The sequence below is a fragment of the Paraburkholderia sp. SIMBA_054 genome, assembly GCF_046534875.1.
Taxonomy (GTDB): domain Bacteria; phylum Pseudomonadota; class Gammaproteobacteria; order Burkholderiales; family Burkholderiaceae; genus Paraburkholderia; species Paraburkholderia hospita.
Genome location: NZ_JAWRXV010000018.1, coordinates 100,793 through 119,917 on the forward strand (window position 1 = coordinate 100,793; position 19,125 = coordinate 119,917).

The window sequence follows — 19,125 nt, forward strand, 5'->3', positions numbered from 1 at the left end:
TCAGCCGGGCGGCGCTATCTACGCATGCCAGAGCGAAGCCTTCGCCCTGAGCGTTTCGATTGCGAGGTCGAGAAATGCGCGCACTTTCTGATTCGCATGCTTGCCTTCGCGATGGACGACATGTACGGGTAAGGTAGCTAGCTCGTAATCGGCCAACACGGCGCGTAGCGTACCGTCCGCCAGTTCTTGCGCGATCTGATACGACAACAGACGCACGATGCCTAGCCCCGCCAATGCTGCCGAGATCGCGGAATCATTCGTGGTGGTCACCAGACGCGGCTGGATCGGCACCGTCAGCGGCTTGTCGTCCACGCGGAAGCGCCATTCGGGCGCGGACGTGAGGCCTGTCGCCTGGATGGTCACGTGAGACGCGAGATCGTCGGGATGCTGCGGCACGCCGTGCGCGTCCAGATAAGCGGGCGAAGCGCACAGCATGCGACGCACCTTGCCGACAGCAATCGCCTGCAACGATGAACTCGGCAACTCGCCGATGCGGATCGCGACATCCGCCCCTTCGTCGACGAGATTCACGATGCGGTCCAGAAACCAGCAATTCAGATTGACGGCCGGATAGCGCGTCAGATAGTCGTGAGCGATGGGCGTCACATACATCTTTCCAAACAGGACAGGTGCCGTCACGGTCAACTGGCCGCGCGGCGTGGTGTTCGCACCGGCAGCGGAAAGCTCGGCCACCTCGATTTCCGAGAGGATGCGGCGACAATCCTCGAAGAACGTGGCGCCTGCATCCGTCATTCGCACGACGCGCGTCGTGCGGGTCAACAGCCGCACGCCAAGGTGTTCTTCGAGCTCGTTCATCACCCGGCTGATGACCGACGGCGACACGTTGAGCTTGCGCGCCGCGGACGCGAAGCCTTCCGTCTCGACCACGGTCACGAAGGTGTTCATTGCCTGGAGCCTGTCCATGTCTGAGGAGATGAACGGGAAGGGGATATAGGACGCCTGCCGGGCGTCGACAGGCAAGCGAGCGTCAAGCATAACAGCGTTTCCCACCCCGCCGCGCACGGCCTGCCTCACAGATCGAGCAGCAGACGGTCGCCGCCGCCCGTCTCCGTATTGGCGGGCACGGCGCAACAGATCAAGGCTTCGTTGTCCGGCACCGTGAATTCCGGCGTAATGGTGTACGCCACCGCGCCCTCCACGATGCGCGTGCGGCACGTGCCGCAACTGCCGCCGCGGCAACCGAATTCAGGATTCAGTCCGCGTGCTTCCGCAAGCTCCAGCAACGTACCGCTGTCCGGATTCCAGCGCGCTTCCTTTCCCGACTTGACGAACGCGATGGGGACCGGTTGGTCCGCTGCGACGCGAGCGGGACCTGTGACGGCTGCAGCATCCTTCCTGCGGTGCAGCCCGGACGGCCCAAACGCTTCGGCATGAATGCGGTTGTCAGCGACGTTGAGATTGCGCAAGCCATCGTACATGGACTGCATGAACGCTGACGGTCCGCAAAGATAGAAGTCGTAGTCGTTGAAGGGCAGCGTGTCGCACAGTAGCGCGACATCGATCCGGCCTTCCACGTCGAAGTCCTTGCCTTCGCGTGCACCGTCGGTGTGACTCAATGCGCGCACCACGTTCACCGCGCCTTTCGCGGATACCGCGAGCGTTTCGATCTCACGGCTGAACGCGCGCTCTTTCAGCGAACGCGCCGAATGGAAGAACCACGTCGGGCGTACGCGCCGCGTGCGCAGCCCTTCGTACACGATATGCCTGAGCATCGCGAGCATCGGCGTGATGCCGACGCCGGCGGCGAGCAGCACGGCGGGACGGCGCTCGGCGGCATCGATCGTGAACTGGCCAGCGGGCGCACGCGCTTCGATGATGCTGCCGATGTGCAGCGTGTCATGAAGATGCGACGACACGAGTCCATCACGCTTCACGCTGATCCGATAGAGACCATCGGCGGGTGCCGTCGACAGCGTATAGGTTCGGATCACAGGCTTATCGTGACCGGGCGGCATGACGCGGATGGGCAGATGCTGACCCGCGATATGTGGAATGAGCCCCGCGCCGTCCACAGGTTCGAGATGAAACGAACGGATCACCGCGCTTTCATCGACGACGTTCGTCACCTTGAACGGCCGCCATGCATTCGCCAGTTCGGCGGCCTTCAGGCGGCTTGTCACTTCGTCCCAGCTGCCTGTCATCAGCGAGTTCGGCGACCAGCCATTGGCCCGAAATTTCCATCGCAGCGGCAGCGCGCCCTTGCGATAGACGATGCGTCGCGGCGTGAAATGCCACAGCCGCTCCGCGCCCTGAAACGCGGCGATCTCGGGCGAGTCGAGATCGACGGTCGCGTCGCCCGTCAATTGCAGGACGTCGCCCGTTTCGAAGTCGGCGAAGATGAGCCCCGCGCGCGGATTGACGAGGAAGTTGCCGAGCGTAGCAAAGAAGAGGTTGCCCGCGAAATCGGGAATGGTCAGGCGGCCGTCGTCACCGATACGCACGAAGCCCGCCTTGCCGCCGCGATGCGACACGTCGACCTGGCGTTGCTCGCCTTCGCCCACATAGGACGCGACAAACAGCGTGTCCGCTGCTTCGATCATCGCGCGGGCGTGACCGGTCAGGCCGTCGAACTCCGTGGGCGCGATATCGGAAAACATACCGGGATCGCGGATGAATTCGAAATCGCGAGCCTGGATATATTGCGGGCAATTGCCGAAGCTCTGTATGACCTCGACGTCGAAACCTTGCGACGTCGCACCACGCAACAGACCGTTCAAGCGATTGCGGCGGCGCGTGTCCAGCTCGATCCCGAGCAGACCGATTGCCGCGCCTTCGTGAATGCCGCCGGATGCAGGATCGTGCGGATCGGCGGCAACGTGCATGTGCAGAATCTTCTCGGTCGGCGACTGCATGAAGCCCGGCTGACCGGCGACGAGTGTTGCCCATACGTCACCGTCGTCAGCCACTGCGCCGGCCACGATGAACGGCAATTGTCTGTAGAAAGTGCGATGCTGATCGGGCATGTAGTCGCGAACCACCCGGCGGCCGAGTTCCTGCATCTTCGCGGCCACGCCGACTTTCTCTTGCAGCGCCAGTTCGCCTGCATGCCAGGGCGACCCTTTATCCGTCGATACCGTGCTCATGATTTGCCTCCGGGCGTAAAGCCGGGAAAGCCACGCGTTGGGCTTCCCGCTCACTGACGCGCTCAGCTGTTGGCGGCGAGGCCGACAGGCGTTTTCTGGAACTCGACGAAGCCAGGCAGCGCCTCGATGCGGCGCAACCACGCGTTGACGTTCGGGTAGAACGACAGGTCGACGTTGCCTTCCGGCGCACGTGCGATGTAGCTGTACAGCGCGACATCGGCGACCGTCGGATGCGGTTGCGCGATGAACTCACGCCCGGCCAGCTCTTCGTCGATCAGCTTGAGGATGCGATGCGCGCGGGCAATCAGCTCTTCGGCGTTGTATTTTGCGCCGAACACGGTGATCAGTCGCGCGGCGGCCGGGCCGAAAGCGATCTCGCCGGCGGCCACGGACAGCCAGCGCTGCACGGCGGCTTCCAGCGCGGGCGTTTGCGGCAGCCAGTCGGTCTTGCCGAACTTGCGGGCGATGTACACCAGAATCGCGTTGGAGTCGGCGATCGTGGTGTCGCCGTCGACGAGAACCGGGACCTGGCCGAAGCGGTTGAGCTTCAGAAATTCGGCGGATTTGTGCTCGGCAGCGGCGAGATCGACCTGAATCGATTGATGCTCGATGCCGAGCAGCGACAGGAACAGGCGGGCGCGGTGCGAGTGGCCGGACAACGGGTGGTAGTAGAGCTTCATGGCGGTTTCCTTTGGTCAGATGTGACTGGGACATCCCGATCACTTGATGCAAAGTCTAGGGACGCTGCCTTCGCAGCAGAATCCCTCGCCAGGTCAATTGATACTTCTCGAAACGAGAACGGTGGTTCTGCGCCCGAGAACAATGGCGTTCGGCGTCAGGCCACGCGTTTGTCTCGTTGCACCTTGCCGAAGTGAAGCGAAAGAAAAATCCCGATCGCGAGCGCGCCCAGCAGCATGACCGTGGCATCCGGAACGATGCGAGCCGCGTCCCAGTGATGCGAGGTGATCACCAGCGCCAGCGCAAGATTCACGAATCCCCACAGGATATTCACCAGAGGTGACGAGTCGCCGACGCCGTGCGGCTTCGCAAAAGGCGTGGGAAACGGATGCCCTTGCAGGCCGGAAGACAGATGCGGGACGCTATTGCACAAAAGCGCTCCGGCGAAAAAGAGCCAGACCTGCTGCATGGTTTTACCTCTTGCGTGGGGAGTGAAAAGGCGTTGCTTTACGAACGCCGGGGTTCATCGGTTTTCGAATGCACGCGTTTCGCAATGAAGCGTGCTGCCGCCGGTCCGATGGCGAGCACGGCGACGAAGCGGGCCATCTGCATCGCCATGACAAAGCGCACATCGACGTTGCTCGATGCCGCGATGATCGCCACTGAATCCGCGCCGCCGGGGCTTGTCGCCAGGTACGCGGTCAGCGGATCGACACCCGCCGTCACGACGAGCGCGCCGCCGATGCCCGCGCAAATCGCGATCAACGCGACCGAGCACGCGATCAGACGAGGCAACGCCTTCATCGCGTGCGCGAGCAGCGGCCGGGTGAATCTCAGGCCGATGCGCCAGCCTACGAACGCGTAGGCGACGGCGAGCAGCCAGCGCGGCAGTTCGATCGTGAGCCAGCCGTGATGCGCGAGCAATACGCCCGCAACGATCGTGACGAGCATGGGTCCGAGCGGAATGCGCAAGCGCTGCCCAACGAGCGATCCGACTAGCGCGAGCGCAAGCGTCTGGACGAGCGGCAATGTCGCAATGGGCGCGAGCCACGTGACGACGGGCGCCGCGTGGGGCCCGCTTGCCCCGACGATCCGGGCGAGAACGGACGCGACGGCGGCCACGATCAGCACCCGGAGGTACTGCATGACAGCGACCAGCTGCGCATCCGCGCCAAACGATTCCGCCATCAAGGTCATCACCGTGGCCGCGCCTGGACTGACGCCCCACAACGCGGTTGTGCCCGGCAACACGTCCATGCGGACCAGCAGCCACCCAAGCAGGGCGCTTGCCGCAATGACGGAGAACACGCCAGCGGCAAACAGCGGCCAATGAACGGCGAGTTCCATCGATGCCGACGACGGCAGCATTTTCGCGATCATGCAGCCGATCAGCCCCTGGACGGGCACGAACGCGCGCCGCGAGAGCGGCAGCCTTGCACCGCTACCAGCGACCACGATCCCCGCGAGCAACGGACCGATCAACATGGCGGCCGGAATATCGAGCCAAAAAAGTAGGGCGCCGAACGCAAGCGACAGGCCGATGAGCGCCGCCCACTGCCAGGCCGGCGGCGAGCGATCGATCCACACGAAAGGCTCGCGGAGCATTTTCTGGAACATGACGAATGAGCAATGCGACCGGTGACGATTAAATGCGAGGGTATCCTCTCAAAATATACTAGAGAACACCCTCGCATAAGTCAATGTATCGTGCATTTCAGCGAAATTACAGGAACCAGACGCACAACAAACGGAGTGCGATAATATGCGAGGAAAGCCTATCAAATCCTCGCATATCGTCCAATCTCAATGACTACAAGCACATCATCAACCGACCCGGCGCGCGCCACCGAACCCAAACGCGAACGAGGGCGGCTGCGCGTCGCCGCGATCATGACCGCGGGCGTCGAAGTATTTTCGGAGAAGGGCTACGATGCCGCCACGATGACTGAGATCGCGGCGCGTTCGGGAACGGCGATCGGCTCGCTGTATCGCTTCTTTCCGACCAAGGAGGCGCTTGCCGATGCACTGCTGCTGCAATACGCGCAGCACGTGAAGAACGGGCTGACCGAACTGAAACAACAGGTGCCCGGCATGACGCTGGAGCGTGTGGCCGACGCATTCGTCGATATGATGCTTCTGCTACGGTCGCAGCGCAGTTTCGCGATCGCGTTGATGGATGCACGCGGCGGAAGCGCGGACGAACGCAAGCGCTTTCGCAAGGTCATGCGCGGCGGTGTGGCGGATATCCTGTGTGAAGCGATTCCCGCGTTGTCCGCCGCGAAGGCGAAGGTGATGTCGGTGGTGCTGATCCATATGCTCAAGGCCGTCGTCGGCATCGCCGACGAGGAATCTTCGGTGCGAGCCGCGCTGCTCGCCGAAATGCGTCAACTCGTGCGCATGTATCTCGTCTCGGCGGCGCAGCAAAGCGGCGGTTAGATTCGGGCCGCTTTGCCGCTAACTGTTGCGTGCCTCACGCACCGAGCTTGAAGAACCCAACTGTCGCGTTCAGATCCTTGCCTTGCGTGCTGAGCGATTCGGACGTGGCGGCAATCTCCTCGACCAGCGCTGCGTTCTGCTGGGTCGACTGGTCCATCAATGACACAGCCTGGTTGACCTCGCCAATCGCGCGGCTTTGCTCGCGTGCGGAATCCGCGATTTCGCTGGTAATGGTGGCGAGGTTGGACACGGCATCCGTCAGTTCGGCGATTGTCTTGCCCGCGAGGTTGACCTGTTCGGCACCCGCCTCGACATTACCGACGGACGCCTCCAGCAGTCCCTTGATCTCTTTTGCCGCGCTGGTCGAACGCTGCGCCAGGTTGCGCACTTCGGCGGCGACGACGGCAAACCCACGGCCGCTCTCGCCCGCGCGCGCCGATTCGACAGCGGCATTCAACGCCAGGATGTTGGTCTGGAACGCGATGCCCTCGATCATCCCGACAATGCCGACGATACGCCCCGATTGTTCGACGGCGATGTTCATCGTCTTCGCCGCGCCCGCAACGGCCTCGTTGCCGCGCCGCGCCACATCCACGGCGCCCGCAGCGACGGCGTTGGCCGTCGTCGCCTGATCGGCCGTGCCGCGCACCGTGCCCGCCAGTTCTTCCATGCTGGCCGCCGTTTGCTGGATCGACGCCGCCTGTTGTTCGGTTCTCGACGACAGATCGAGATTGCCCGCTGACACTTCACCGGCAGCGAGTTCGAGGTGACGGCTGTTCGTCCTCACCTTAAGCAAAACGCCATGCAGCTTTTCGACGAATGCGTTGAACTGCTTCGCGAGATGGCCCACTTCGTCGTTGCTGAGTTGAGGCAGACGCCGCGTCATGTCGCCGTCGCCGGATGCGATTTCGTGCATCGAGTTGGCAAGATTGCGAATGGGATCAGTTATCCGGCGACCCAATGCAATCATGATGAGCACGGCGACCACGAGCACCAGCAGCCCCATCCCGATCAGCGTCCACGTGAGCCGGTTGGCGGCCGCCATCATTTCCGATTCGGGCACGAGCGCGTAGTACTTCCAGCCGTTCTTCGGCGACGTGTAGATGAACGACTGATACTCGACGCCGTCCATCTGGATGCGAACGAGCCCATCGCTGCCATTGGACAGTTGTTCGTATCCGCCGCCCAGGCCCTTCAGTTCCTTGAACTCGTGTTTCTTCTCGCGCGGATCGATCAGAATTTTTCCGCTGCTGTCCGTGACGAGCAGATAGCCGGTCTTGCCGAACTGGATCCCGCTGGTGAGTCGCGCGAAGTCGTCGAGCGATATGTCGCCTTCGAGCACGCCGAGAATCTCGTCCTTGCTGTCCTTCACGACGCGAGCGAACGGAATGATCGCGCCGCCGGAACCGGCCGCGCTCAGATAAGGCGCGGGCCGCACGACACGATCGGGCGCCGTCATCGCCAGTTGATACCACGGCCTGACGCGCGGATCGTAGTGCTCGCCGTTCAGGCTTTCGATCGGCCATTGCACATAGCCGCCCCAATGCGTGCCGATGTCGAGATAGCGCATGTTGGGATGCGTGTCGCCGAACTGCTTGAGCAACGCGAAGATCGTCTTCTCGACTTCGCCGTTCTTGTCCGGCGTCATCTGGCCGCCGTGGTTCAGATAGTCGGTGATGCTCTGGTCGGCGGCTTTCAGTTGCGCCGTTTGCGTCAGATACGTGAGGTTCTGTTCGACCTCTTTGAAGCTCACATCGAGCGATTCGTCGGCCTGGACGATTCTGGCGTGACTGGACTGCTCGAACTCGTCGACAGCCTGATGACGCACGTTCAACGCGCCGACCGTCGTGAGAAGTAGAACCGTGACTGCGAGCGCGGCGCCCGATGCCGCGCTGAATTTGAATGCGATCGAATCCGTAAGCTTCAAAATGACCTCTGCCCCAATGACGAACTACCAACCGATATCGACTTGCGGTGCGCTAAAGACGAAGCAATGCGCATCGTTGATTACGTTGGTTGTCGGCCGATATCGGGGCGGCTTGAGCGGATATGACGCTGGATTCGATAAATATTTTTTGGTGGCTTTTTCGTACCTTTTCCCATGTCGCATCGCGTGGGAATCGTGTCGCGATTTCGATAACAGAGAAGCGGCAAACGGTTTAAAAGTGCGGCGCTTAAATGGCCGCGCTCGTCTCTTGCAGAAAAGGCGTGATATTGCGCATCGCGCGCGCAACGTACTCTTCCTTTTCGCCGACAGGCGCGACGTAATGCATCGCGCTCGCGGCTGCATCGACGCCTTCGAATCGCGCAATGATCCACGCGGCCAGATACTGGGACGCAAGACACCCGCCCGCAGTCGCGACGTTGCCTCGCGCGACGAACGGCTGATTGAGCACGTCCACGCCGGCTTCCTCGACCCATGGCTTCGTGGTCAGGTCCGTACAGGCGGGTACGCCATTGAGCAGCCCGAGTTTCGCCAGCACGAGTGTGCCGGAACACTGCGCGCCGAGCAGTTGGCGCGACGGGTCGAATTGCATCTGCGCCATCAACGTCTGATCGGCAACGACGTTGCGCGTCGACATGCCGCTGCCAACAATAACTGCATCCGCAGCATTCGCCTCGTGCAGCGCGATCTGCCCTTCGATCACCACGCCGTTCATCGACTTCACGCGCGCATGCGGCGTCGCAATCGACACGCGCCAGTCCGGCTTCTTGATCCGGTTGAGAATGCCGAGCGCAATCAGCGAATCGAGTTCGTTGAAGCCTTCGAAAGTGAGAATCGCGATGTGCATGATGTCCGCCCGCCGATGAATGTGGTGAAGAGATGCTAAGCGCAGATACCATTACAATCAAATAATTGTCATGGATACATCTCCATATGGCTCAGCCCCGGTACAAGGAGCTTGTCGACACGCTTGCCGCGGATATCCGCTCGGGACGCTTGCGCGCCGGCACGCGCCTGCCGACGCATCGGCAGCTCGCGTCCGAGCGTGGCCTCGCGCTCGTCACGGCGACGCGGGTCTACGCCGAGCTCGCGGCGATGGGCCTCGTCAGCGGAGAGACGGGACGCGGCACGTTCGTGCGGGAAATTTCGCTGCGGCCTAGACAAGGCATCGATCAGTTCGCGCTCGCGGCGGGCACGGTCGACCTCAACTTCAACTATCCGGCTCTGCCGGGTCAGGCCGATCTGTTGCGCGGCGCGTTGCGCCAGCTTGCTGCGTCCGGCGATCTGGAAAGCCTGCTTCGCTATCAGCCGCATGGCGGACGCCAGCACGAACGTGCGGCCGTGGCTCGTCATCTCGCGAGCCGGGGGCTCGAAGTCGGCTGGGAACAGGTGTCGCTCGTGAACGGCGCGCAAGCGGGCCTGGCGTCGACCGTGATGGCGTTGCTAAGTCCGGGCGACGTGGTCGCAGTGGACACGTTGACGTATCCGGGTTTCAGGGTGCTGGCCGAGGCGTGTCGCCTCGAACTGGCACCGATCCCGGCGGACGGGCAAGGGTTCGACCTCGACGCGCTCGAACGCTTGTGCAGGTCGCGGCGCGTGCGCGCCGTGTACGTGATGCCGACGCTGCACAATCCGCTCGGTTGGGTGACGAGTGCGCAATGGCGCAAGCAGCTTGTGTCGATTGCGCGCCGGCATGGGCTACTGATTATCGAAGACGCCGCGTACGCCTTCCTCGCCGAAAAGCCGCCCGCGCCGCTCGCCGCGCTCGCGCCGGAAACGACCGTGTATGTATCCGGTTTTTCGAAGAGCGTCGCTACCGGGCTGCGCGTGGGTTTTGTCGTGGCGTCCGCTGAATCGATGCAAGCCATCGAGCGGATCATCAGAGCGACGACGTGGAATACGCCCGGTGTGATGACGTCGATCGCGTGTGCGTGGCTCGACGATGGCACCGTCAAGCGGCTCGAAGCGGAGAAACGCCGCGACGCGAAGATCCGGCAAGCCATGGCCGCCGAGATTCTCGCGGGCCTGAATTGCGTTCGTCACCCGTCGTCGTATTTCGTCTGGCTGCCGTTGTCGGAAGAAGTGCGCGCTGACCAGGTTGCGGCGGCGCTCATGCGCGAGCGCATTTCGGTGTCGACGGCGGAACCCTACGCGACTTCGCACCATGTGCCGCATGCGGTCCGCCTCGCGTTGGGTTCCGTCGAACTCGATGTGCTGCGCGAGTCGCTGGAAACGGTCAGGCGCGTGATAAGCGGTTACGCGTACTGAAAGCGGCGCTTGCGCTTCAGACGTCGCTCAGGCACTGCGCGATCGTGTCGCAGAACCACTGCTGCGCGGCGGAATCTTCGGCGTGCGGATACCAGTACAGATTCACCTCGAACGGCGGTATCTCCAGTGGCAGCGGTAATACACGCATTCTGCCGTCGCTTGCGAATGAACGCGCGATACGCGTCGGCAGCGTGAGCACCAGATCGGTCGTAGCAATCACCGCGACAAGGCTCGTGAAATGCGGCACGCGCAGCGAAATCTTGCGGGTCAGTCCCATGCTGCCCATCACGTCCTCGACGAGATGGTGTCCCGTGAATGGCGCGACCACCACGTGATTTGCCGATACATAGTCCGCGAGTGTCATCGCGTTGCCAATCGAAGGATGCGTCGCGCTGAGCAAACACGAATAGCTCTCGGTGAATAGCGCCTTTTTGCGCACCTGCCCGCCGACGAATTGCAGATTACCTACCACCGCATCGACGCTGCCGGTTTGCAGCCATTCAGTGATCCGCTCGCTGTCGATCTGCACGATCTCCAGTTCCACCGAAGGTGCGATGGCCTGAAGCTCGCGCACGAGAAACGGCAGGAAATGCAGTTCGCCGAGATCGGAGAGCGCGAGCCGGAAGCAGCGGTTCGAGCCCGTTGGGTCGAACTGACGTGTCGTCGATATTGCCGTTTCGATGCTGTCGAGCGCGCTCTTGAACGCGTTGAACAGTTGCGTCGCGTTGAAGGTCGGCACCATGCCGTCGCGTGTGCGCGTGAAAAGCGGGTCTTGCAGCAGGTCGCGCAGACGGTTCAGCGAATAGCTGACGGAGGGCTGCGTGATGCTCAGCCGCCGTGCCGCTGCGCTGACACTCCGGGTCTCGTAGATCGCGACGAATGTCCGGATCAGGTTGAGGTCTGTGGTCACGTCGGAGGGGGGGATATAGACACGTTCTATTATAAGAACAAAAAAACGATGATTGGATTTATCGAGCTTCGCTGCCTAGCATGAGCCTGTTGATCAGGAATATTGGCTATGAAAACAGTTCACCAGGCATGCTATGAAATCCTTCGCGAACAAGGATTGACGACGTTCTTTGGAAATCCCGGCTCGAACGAGCTGCCGTTTCTGCAGGACTTTCCCACTGATTTCCGCTACATCCTCGGGTTGCACGAAGGCGCCGTGGTCGGCATGGCCGACGGCTACGCGCAGGCGACGGGCAAGCCTGCGCTCGTCAATCTGCATTCCGCTGCCGGTACGGGCAATGCAATGGGCGCGCTGGCGAACGCGTGGAATTCCCACACGCCGCTCGTCGTCACGGCAGGGCAGCAGGTGCGAACCATGGTCGGCGTCGAAGCGCTGCTCGCGAATGTCGATGCGCCGAGCCTGCCGCGTCCGCTCGTCAAATGGAGTTGCGAGCCCGCCTGCGCGCAGGAAGTGCCGCTCGCATTGAGCCGCGCAATCCACACATCGGCGACGCCCGCCAAAGGGCCCGTGTATCTGTCCGTGCCCTACGACGACTGGAAACAGGAAGCGGGGCCGGGCGTCGAGCATCTCGCCGGACGCCGCGTCGAACTGGCGGGCCTGCCTTCTGACGAGACGCTCGCGTCGCTCGTCAGCACGCTGGAGCAGGCAAAAAATCCGGCGATGATTGTTGGCCCGGACGTGGATGCGGCGGATGCCAACAGCTTTGCCGTGACGCTCGCGGAAAAGCTGTCGATGCCCGTGTGGATGGCGCCGTCCGCGCCGCGCTGCTCGTTTCCGACTACGCACGCATGTTTTCGCGGCTTGCTGCCGGCGGGCATCGCAAGCATCAGCCGGTTGCTGGAAGGTCACGATGTCGTGCTCGTGGTCGGCGCGCCCGTGTTCCGGTATCACCAGTACGAGCCGGGCGAGTATTTGCCGAAAGGCACGCGCCTGATCGCGATCACCTGCGACATCAACGAAGCCACGCGCGCGCCGATGGGCGACGCGCTCATCGCCGATATCGCGCAGACCTTGCGCGCGCTTGCCGGGCGCGTATCGCAGAGCGCGCGGCCGCTGCCTGCGGCGATGCGGCGTCCCGAACCCGCTCGCGAAGAATCCGGCCCGCTTACGCCCGAACGCGTGTTCGACATTCTCGACGACATGGCGCCGCGCGATGCGATCTACGTGAACGAATCGACTTCCACGACGGGCACGCTGTGGCAACGTCTTCGTATGACGGAGCAGGGCAGCTATTACTTCGCCGCGGCGGGTGGCCTCGGTTTCGCGCTGCCTGCAGCCGTCGGCATTCAACTGGCGAAGCCGGAACGGCGCGTGATCGGCGTGATCGGCGACGGCTCGGCGAATTACGGCATCCAGGCGCTCTGGACCGCTGCGCAATACAACATCCCCGCCATCTTCATCATCATGAAGAACGGCACATACGGCGCGCTGCGCTGGTTTGCGGGCGTGCTGCAGGTGGAAAACGTGCCGGGTCTCGATGTGCCGGGTCTCGACTTCTGCGCGTTGGCGCGAGGCTATGGCGTCGATGCGCTGCGCGCGGACTCCAGCGAATCGCTGACGCGTGCATTGCGACAGGCACTCGCGAGCAACAAGCCGATGCTCATCGAGGTCGAGACGCGCACTTGAAGATGCGGAGGACTGTGCAATGAGCAAGCCAGTGAACATCGCGGACTTTCGCGCGCTCGCAAAGAAGCGGCTTCCGAAGATCGTGTTCGATTATCTGGAAGGTGGCGCGGAAGACGAACTCGGATTGAAACACAATCGCGATGTCTATCACGCTGTGAGGTTTCAGCCACGGCGTCTCGTCGATGTCAGCCAGCGCAACTTGCAGACGTCGCTGTTCGGCAAGCCGATCACAGCGCCGCTCGTGATCGCGCCGACGGGACTGAACGGCATCTTCTGGCACGATGGCGATCTCGCGCTTGCGCGCGCGGCGGGAAAGTTCGGCATTCCTTTCGCGCTGTCGACGGCATCGACGGCTTCGATCGAGCGCGTCGCGAAGGCCGCGACGGGCGAACTGTGGTTTCAGCTTTACGTCGTGCATCGCAAGCTGGCGGAACTGCTGGTCAAGCGCGCGCTGAACGCGGGATATACGACGCTGATTCTGACCACCGACGTCGGCGTCAACGGCAAGCGCGAGCGCGACATGAGGAACGGCTTCGGCATGCCGATGCAATACAGCCTGCGCACGATCCTGGACGGCGCGCTGCATCCGCGCTGGTCGTTCGATCTGGTGCGGCACGGCATGCCGCAACTGGCGAACTTCGCCAGTGCGGACGTCAAGGACACGGAATTGCAGGCGGCGCTGATGAGCCGTCAGATGGACGCGAGCTTTGCACGGGAAGACCTGCAATGGTTGCGCGATCTGTGGCCGCATAAGTTGCTGATCAAGGGCATCAGCCGCGCCGACGATGCGCAGCGCTGCATCGCGCTCGGCGCGGACGGCGTGATCCTGTCGAATCACGGCGGCCGTCAACTGGATAGCGCGATCGCGCCGTTCGAAGCGCTGGGTGAGACGGCATCGCGCGTCGCTGCGCCTGTGTTGATCGATAGCGGAATCCGTCGCGGTTCGGATGTGGTGAAAGCCGTTGCGATGGGCGCGAAAGCGGTGCTGCTCGGCAGGGCGACGCTGTACGGCCTCGCAGCTCACGGCGAGCAGGGCGTGGAGTCTGTGTTGTCGATCATGAAGAGCGAGATCGACACGACGCTCGCGCAGATCGGCTGCGCCGACATCAACCGGCTGTCGCGCGATTATCTGTGGACGCACGCGTCCATCGAAAAGACTACGCTGCGAACCAACACTCACGCTTGCATCGAATCATGAACGATATCCGTATCACCGATCTCCGCGCGCGGGCCGTCAACGTTCCGCTGCACTACCCGATCAGAACGGCGGTCGGCACGGTCGACACCGCGCCGCTGGTGTTGATCGACCTGACGACGAACGCAAACGTCACGGGTCACGCGTATCTGTTCACCTACACACCGCTGGCGCTGAAGCCTGTGCAGCGGATGGTCGAGGAACTGGCGGTGCTGATCAGGGGGATGCCCGTTGCGCCGCACGAAATCGATCGCCTGATGCAGTCGAAGTTCAGGCTGATCGGCCATACGGGCCTTTTGCGGATGGCGACAGCGGGCATCGACATGGCCGCGTGGGACGCTAAAGCGAAATTGCATGACGTGCCGCTCGTGACGCTGCTCGGCGGCACGGCCCGTCCTGTTGCAACCTACGACAGCCACGGCATGGACGACGTCGAACTCGCGCAGAAGCGCGCTCACGATGCCGTCGAGGCCGGCTTCAAAGCCATCAAGACAAAGATCGGCTATCCGACGCTCGATCATGACGTGAAGGTCGTGCGCGCGATTCGTGAAGTCGTCGGCGATAACGTTCAGATCATGGTCGATTACAACCAGGGGCTCACTGTGCCGGAAGCGATGCGCCGTGGCCGCGTGATCGAACAGGAAGGCGTAGCCTGGATCGAAGAGCCTACGCTTCAGCACGATTACACCGGCCACGCGGCGATACGCGATGCGTTACACGCGCCGGTGCAAATGGGCGAAAACTGGTTCGGCCCGGAAGACATGACCAAGGCGATTGCCGCCGGCGCGTGCGATCTGTGCATGCCGGACATCATGAAGATCGGCGGCGTGACGGGTTGGCTGCGAGCCAGCGCGCTCGCGGAGCAACACGGCCTGCCGATGTCCAGCCACATCTTTCAGGAGTTCAGCGCGCATCTGCTGGCCGTCAGCCCGACGTGTCACTGGCTGGAGCGCATGGATGTAGCTGCGCCCATTCTTGAGCCGGTTCTCAGCTTCAAGGACGGCATGGCGCATTTCGGCGATGTGCCGGGCGCAGGAATCGTCTGGAAAGAAGATGAGGTGAAGCGCTTTCTCGTTTGATCGAAGCTCTGCCGCACCGAATGGTGCGAATGACAATGAAGTAGTTCGTTATCCATATCAATGCGCCAGATAGAGCGCCATTTCAATCTTCCAAACCTGGAGACAAACATGAGCCGGAACATCGTCGATGATGCGCTGGAGGACATACGCCTGAACTGGTTTCACCTGATGATCCTGTTCTGGTGTTCGATGTTGATGCTGTTCGATGGATACGACCTCGTCATATACGGTTCCGTGCTGTCCCAGTTGATGAGCGAATGGCAGCTTTCGCCCGTCACGGCGGGGATCATCGGCAGCAGCGCGTTGTTCGGCATGATGATCGGCGCATTGACGCTCGGCAGTTCATCCGACCGCTTCGGGCGCAGGCGCGTCATTCTCACGTGTCTGATCGTGTTCGGTGTTGCCGCGCTAGGCAATGGTTTCTGCGAGAACGCCAGCCAGTTCACGGTATGCCGCTTTTTGACGGGCGTCGGCCTGGGCGGCATGGTGCCGAATATCGTCGCGCTGATGACGGAGATGTCGCCGCGCAGCAAGCGCAACATCATGGTCACGCTCATGCTGAGTTTCTTTTCGGTCGGCGGCGTGATTGCAGCAGTGTCGGGCAAGATCGTCACGCCGTCGTTTGGATGGCGGGCAAACTTTCTGATCGCAGGGCTGCCGCTGCTGACGTTTCCTCTGCTTTACCGCTGGCTGCCCGAGTCGCTCAGCTATCTGCTGGCGAATGGCCGCCATGCGCAGGCGGAACCGATCCTGAAGCGGTTTGCGCCGGAATATCGCGGTACGGCATCGGGTCTCGCGGCACTGGCCGGCGAGCATGCCCATCGGCCGCGACGCTCTCGCACTGTCGAACTGTTCACGCAAGGCCGGGCCGCTGACACGCTGCTTCTATGGATCGCGTTCGGCATGTGCATGCTGATGGTCTACGGCCTCAATACGTGGCTGCCGAAGCTGATGTCGGCGAACGGCTACTCGATCGGTTCGAGTCTGACGTTCCTCATCACGCTCAACGTCGGCGCGATTCTGGGTGGCCTGTTCAGCGGCTGGCTCGCGGATCGCTACGGCGGCAAGCCGACCTTGTTTCTGTTCTTCGTTGTCGCGGCCTTGTCGATCGATCTGCTGGGATACAAACAGAGCCCGCTCGTTCTCAACGTGCTGCTCATGTGTGCGGGTGCGACGACGATCGGCACGCTGTGCATCGTGCACGCATTCGCCGCGCAGCACTATCCGTCCGCGATACGGTCGACAGGTGTGGGCTGGGCAGCTGCGGCAGGCAGGCTGGGCGCCGTTGCTGGGCCTGCGTTGGGCGGCTACCTGTTGAACGAGCGCTTTGCAATCAGTTTCAGCTTCATGGTCTTTGCGATTCCCGGTGTGGTGGCAGCGGTTGCGGTCCTGCTCATTTCCCGGAGCGGCAAGGCGCTCGCCGGCGATGCGCAAACGCTGGCCGCGCCCGCTGAATAAAGAGATTCAACTATTTTCGGAGACGATGCATGACTAACGTCAATCAGACGCGCAAGTGGGAAGGACGTATTTTTTCGAACGGGTGGGCGAGCGCCGCAGGCGGTACCGCCGACGTGATCGAACCATCGACGGGCGAAACGCTCGCGCGGATCGGCGTGGGCCTTCCGGAAGATATCGACAGCGCGGCCAATGCGGCACACGTGGCCCAGCATGCGTGGGCATCGACGCCGTTCGATCAGCGCGCCGCGATTTTGCGGGAAGCGGCGCGACTGCTGAAAGAGCGAGCGCCACAGATCAACGACTGGAACATACGCGAGTGCGGCTCCACGCGTGCCAAAGCCGAGTGGGAATTGCACGCGACGTACGAACAGCTGCTAATGGCCGCCGCGATGACGATGCAACCCGACGGCGAGCTTTACCCTTCGGCGATGCCGGGCCGATTGAACTTCTGCCGGCATGTGCCGATTGGCGTCGTCGGCGTGATCGCGCCGTGGAATTTTCCGATTCTTCTCTCGATGCGATCGGTTGCGCCCGCGCTCGCTGTCGGCAACGCGGTCGTCTTGAAGCCCGATCCGCAAAGTGCCGTTGCAGGCGGTCTGCTGCTGGCGGAGGTATTCGAGGACGCGGGCTTGCCCACGGGCGTCTTCCACGTGATTCCAGGCGGCCCGGCGACAGGCGATGCGCTGGTGCGGCATCCGAAAGTGGGCATGATCTCGTTCACCGGATCAACGGCCGTGGGCCGGTCGATTGGCCAGGTGTGCGGGCAGATGCTGAAGAAGGTCGCGCTGGAACTGGGCGGCAACAATGCGATCGTCGTGCTCGACGATGCCGACGTCGATGCCGCTGCATCGAATGGCGCATGGGGTTCGTTCCTTCATCAAGGCCAGATCTGCATGCAGACGGGGCGGCATCTCGTGCATCGCTCATTGGCGCAAGCGTACGCCGCGAAACTCGCCGAGCGCGCGAAGAAGCTGCAGGTGGGCAACCCGTACCGCGAGCAGGTGCATCTGGGGCCGCTCATCAATCAGAAGCAACGCGACCGCATCGATGGAATCGTCAAGAAGAGCGTTGAATTGGGCGCGACGCTGCTGGCGGGCGGGCAGTATCAGCGTCTGTTCTATGAGCCGACCGTGTTGTCAGGCGTGACGCCCGGCATGCCCGCATTCACTGAGGAAATCTTCGGTCCCGTCGCGCCGGTCACCGTGTTCGATACCGACGACGAAGCCGTCGCCCTCGTCAATGCATCGGAATATGGACTCGCGGCTGCCGTGCATACGCGCTCGATGTCGCGAGGTCTCGCGCTGTCGTCGCGGATACGCGCGGGCATGGTGCATATCAACGATCAGACGGTCAACAACGAGTTTCAGGTGCCGTTCGGCGGAATGGGCGCGTCGGGGAATGGCGGAAGGTTCGGCGGGCCGGCGAACCTGCATGAGTTCACGCAGACGCAATGGGTGAGTGCCATGGATAAGCCGATGGTGTATCCGTTCTAGTTACGGCCTGGCTTCGTCGTCGGTGAGTGCCGGCTTCGCTGCCACATAGCGTCCCGGCGTGGTGCCCGTCGCCCGTTTGAACATGTCGATGAACGCGCTCACGTTGTCGTAACCCAGTTCGAGCGCGATGGTCGTCACGCTGACGCCTTCGGCGACGAGTTCCAGCGCGCGCAGCAATCGCGCCTGCGCGCGCCACTGCGCGAAACTCATCCCCGTCTCGGCGGTGAACCTTCGGCTCAACGTGCGCGGCGAAAGCCCGGCCCATTCGGCCCATTCTTCAAGACGGCGGGAATCGGACAGATCGCGGGCCAGCGCATCTGTGATGCGCGCGAGCCGCGCGTCTTCAGGCGCGGGCAGTCCGAGCGATTCGGCTTTCGATGCCGCCAGCTCATCGAGTATCACGTCCGCGATGCGGCTCTGCTGTGCGTCGAGTTGCGTGCCGTCCCAGCCTGCCGCGCGGCTGACGGCGGCGCGCAGCAGCGGCGTCGTGCGGATCGCGCGAGGCTCGGGCGGCAGCGCCGCGCAGCGTTGCTCCGCGATGAACACACTCCACCCCGAGAACGGCCCATGCGAGCGCACCGAATGCTCGCAGTGCGGTGGAATCCAGATCGCGTGAATCGCGGGCACGACCCATTGCTGACGATTCACGCCGACGGAGACGAGGCCGCTCAGCGCGCCCATTAGCTGCCCGCGCGGATGGCTGTGCGATGACGTTGCGCGTGACTCGCGTTGTGTGAGTTCGGCGGCAGCCAGAAAAGGCCCGTCCGACGACAGGACGAGTTCAGGACGAATCAGCGGAGTAGTCATGGCCGGAAAACCGTATCGAATGGCCTTTATACCTGAGACGGGCCGATCCTGCAGACCTAGACTGGC

The 19,125-nt window shown here is 62.5% G+C and carries 16 protein-coding genes; 7 read left to right on the plus strand and 9 right to left on the minus strand.

Going from position 1 to position 19,125, the window contains the following annotated elements; genetic code table 11:
• Window positions 1-18: 18 nt before the first annotated feature.
• From SB822_RS22490 to SB822_RS22510, 5 genes are all read right to left on the minus strand, one after another.
• A complete protein-coding gene (locus tag SB822_RS22490) occupies window positions 19-924 on the minus strand; it encodes a LysR family transcriptional regulator (protein WP_079502206.1) in 906 nt (301 codons plus the stop codon).
• Window positions 925-1,031: 107 nt separating this feature from the next.
• Complete coding sequence (locus SB822_RS22495; RefSeq protein WP_410855691.1) at window positions 1,032-3,104, minus strand: pyridoxamine 5'-phosphate oxidase family protein; 2,073 nt, start codon at window positions 3,102-3,104, stop codon at window positions 1,032-1,034.
• 62 nt (window positions 3,105-3,166) lie between these two features.
• Window positions 3,167-3,784, minus strand: a complete 618-nt coding sequence (locus SB822_RS22500; RefSeq protein WP_007731526.1) for a glutathione S-transferase family protein — start codon at window positions 3,782-3,784, stop codon at window positions 3,167-3,169.
• A 155-nt stretch (window positions 3,785-3,939) separates the two neighbouring features.
• Window positions 3,940-4,251: a hypothetical protein gene (locus SB822_RS22505; protein WP_007731523.1), complete on the minus strand. Its 312-nt coding sequence runs from the start codon at window positions 4,249-4,251 to the stop codon at window positions 3,940-3,942.
• Between the two features lie 38 nt (window positions 4,252-4,289).
• Entirely contained in the window at window positions 4,290-5,369 is a 1,080-nt protein-coding gene (locus tag SB822_RS22510; protein WP_410855692.1) for an AbrB family transcriptional regulator, read from the minus strand.
• Window positions 5,370-5,588: 219 nt separating this feature from the next.
• On the opposite strand from SB822_RS22510, the gene SB822_RS22515 reads away from it, so the two are divergent.
• Window positions 5,589-6,218: a TetR/AcrR family transcriptional regulator gene (locus tag SB822_RS22515; RefSeq protein ID WP_410855693.1), complete on the plus strand. Its 630-nt coding sequence runs from the start codon at window positions 5,589-5,591 to the stop codon at window positions 6,216-6,218.
• 34 nt (window positions 6,219-6,252) lie between these two features.
• Here SB822_RS22515 and SB822_RS22520 read toward each other — a convergent pair whose 3' ends face one another.
• Both SB822_RS22520 and SB822_RS22525 read right to left on the minus strand, forming a co-directional pair.
• On the minus strand, window positions 6,253-8,145 hold the full coding sequence (locus SB822_RS22520; protein WP_410855694.1) for a methyl-accepting chemotaxis protein: 1,893 nt from the start codon (window positions 8,143-8,145) through the stop codon (window positions 6,253-6,255).
• A 247-nt stretch (window positions 8,146-8,392) separates the two neighbouring features.
• Window positions 8,393-9,010, minus strand: a complete 618-nt coding sequence (locus SB822_RS22525; RefSeq protein ID WP_007731516.1) for a DJ-1/PfpI family protein — start codon at window positions 9,008-9,010, stop codon at window positions 8,393-8,395.
• Window positions 9,011-9,096: 86 nt separating this feature from the next.
• On the opposite strand from SB822_RS22525, the gene SB822_RS22530 reads away from it, so the two are divergent.
• Window positions 9,097-10,431, plus strand: a complete 1,335-nt coding sequence (locus SB822_RS22530; protein ID WP_410855695.1) for a PLP-dependent aminotransferase family protein — start codon at window positions 9,097-9,099, stop codon at window positions 10,429-10,431.
• Between the two features lie 16 nt (window positions 10,432-10,447).
• Here SB822_RS22530 and SB822_RS22535 read toward each other — a convergent pair whose 3' ends face one another.
• Window positions 10,448-11,341, minus strand: a complete 894-nt coding sequence (locus SB822_RS22535; RefSeq protein WP_007731513.1) for a LysR family transcriptional regulator — start codon at window positions 11,339-11,341, stop codon at window positions 10,448-10,450.
• 108 nt (window positions 11,342-11,449) lie between these two features.
• On the opposite strand from SB822_RS22535, the gene mdlC reads away from it, so the two are divergent.
• From mdlC to SB822_RS22560, 5 genes are all read left to right on the plus strand, one after another.
• The gene (gene mdlC, locus SB822_RS22540) at window positions 11,450-13,027 is read left to right on the plus strand and encodes a benzoylformate decarboxylase (protein WP_009771482.1); all 1,578 of its coding nucleotides are present in this window, start codon (window positions 11,450-11,452) and stop codon (window positions 13,025-13,027) included.
• 19 nt (window positions 13,028-13,046) lie between these two features.
• The gene (locus tag SB822_RS22545) at window positions 13,047-14,225 is read left to right on the plus strand and encodes an alpha-hydroxy-acid oxidizing protein (protein WP_410855696.1); all 1,179 of its coding nucleotides are present in this window, start codon (window positions 13,047-13,049) and stop codon (window positions 14,223-14,225) included.
• Window positions 14,222-15,301: an enolase C-terminal domain-like protein gene (locus SB822_RS22550; protein ID WP_410855697.1), complete on the plus strand. Its 1,080-nt coding sequence runs from the start codon at window positions 14,222-14,224 to the stop codon at window positions 15,299-15,301. Before SB822_RS22545 ends, SB822_RS22550 begins: the two co-directional genes overlap by 4 nt.
• Window positions 15,302-15,409: 108 nt before the next feature.
• Window positions 15,410-16,759, plus strand: a complete 1,350-nt coding sequence (locus SB822_RS22555) for an MFS transporter (protein ID WP_410855698.1) — start codon at window positions 15,410-15,412, stop codon at window positions 16,757-16,759.
• 29 nt (window positions 16,760-16,788) lie between these two features.
• Window positions 16,789-18,252: a benzaldehyde dehydrogenase gene (locus SB822_RS22560; RefSeq protein WP_410855699.1), complete on the plus strand. Its 1,464-nt coding sequence runs from the start codon at window positions 16,789-16,791 to the stop codon at window positions 18,250-18,252.
• Here the strand turns inward: SB822_RS22560 and SB822_RS22565 are convergent, their stop codons facing one another.
• Complete coding sequence (locus SB822_RS22565; protein ID WP_086918615.1) at window positions 18,253-19,059, minus strand: AraC family transcriptional regulator; 807 nt, start codon at window positions 19,057-19,059, stop codon at window positions 18,253-18,255. It abuts the gene before it with no gap.
• Window positions 19,060-19,125 lie beyond the last annotated feature (66 nt).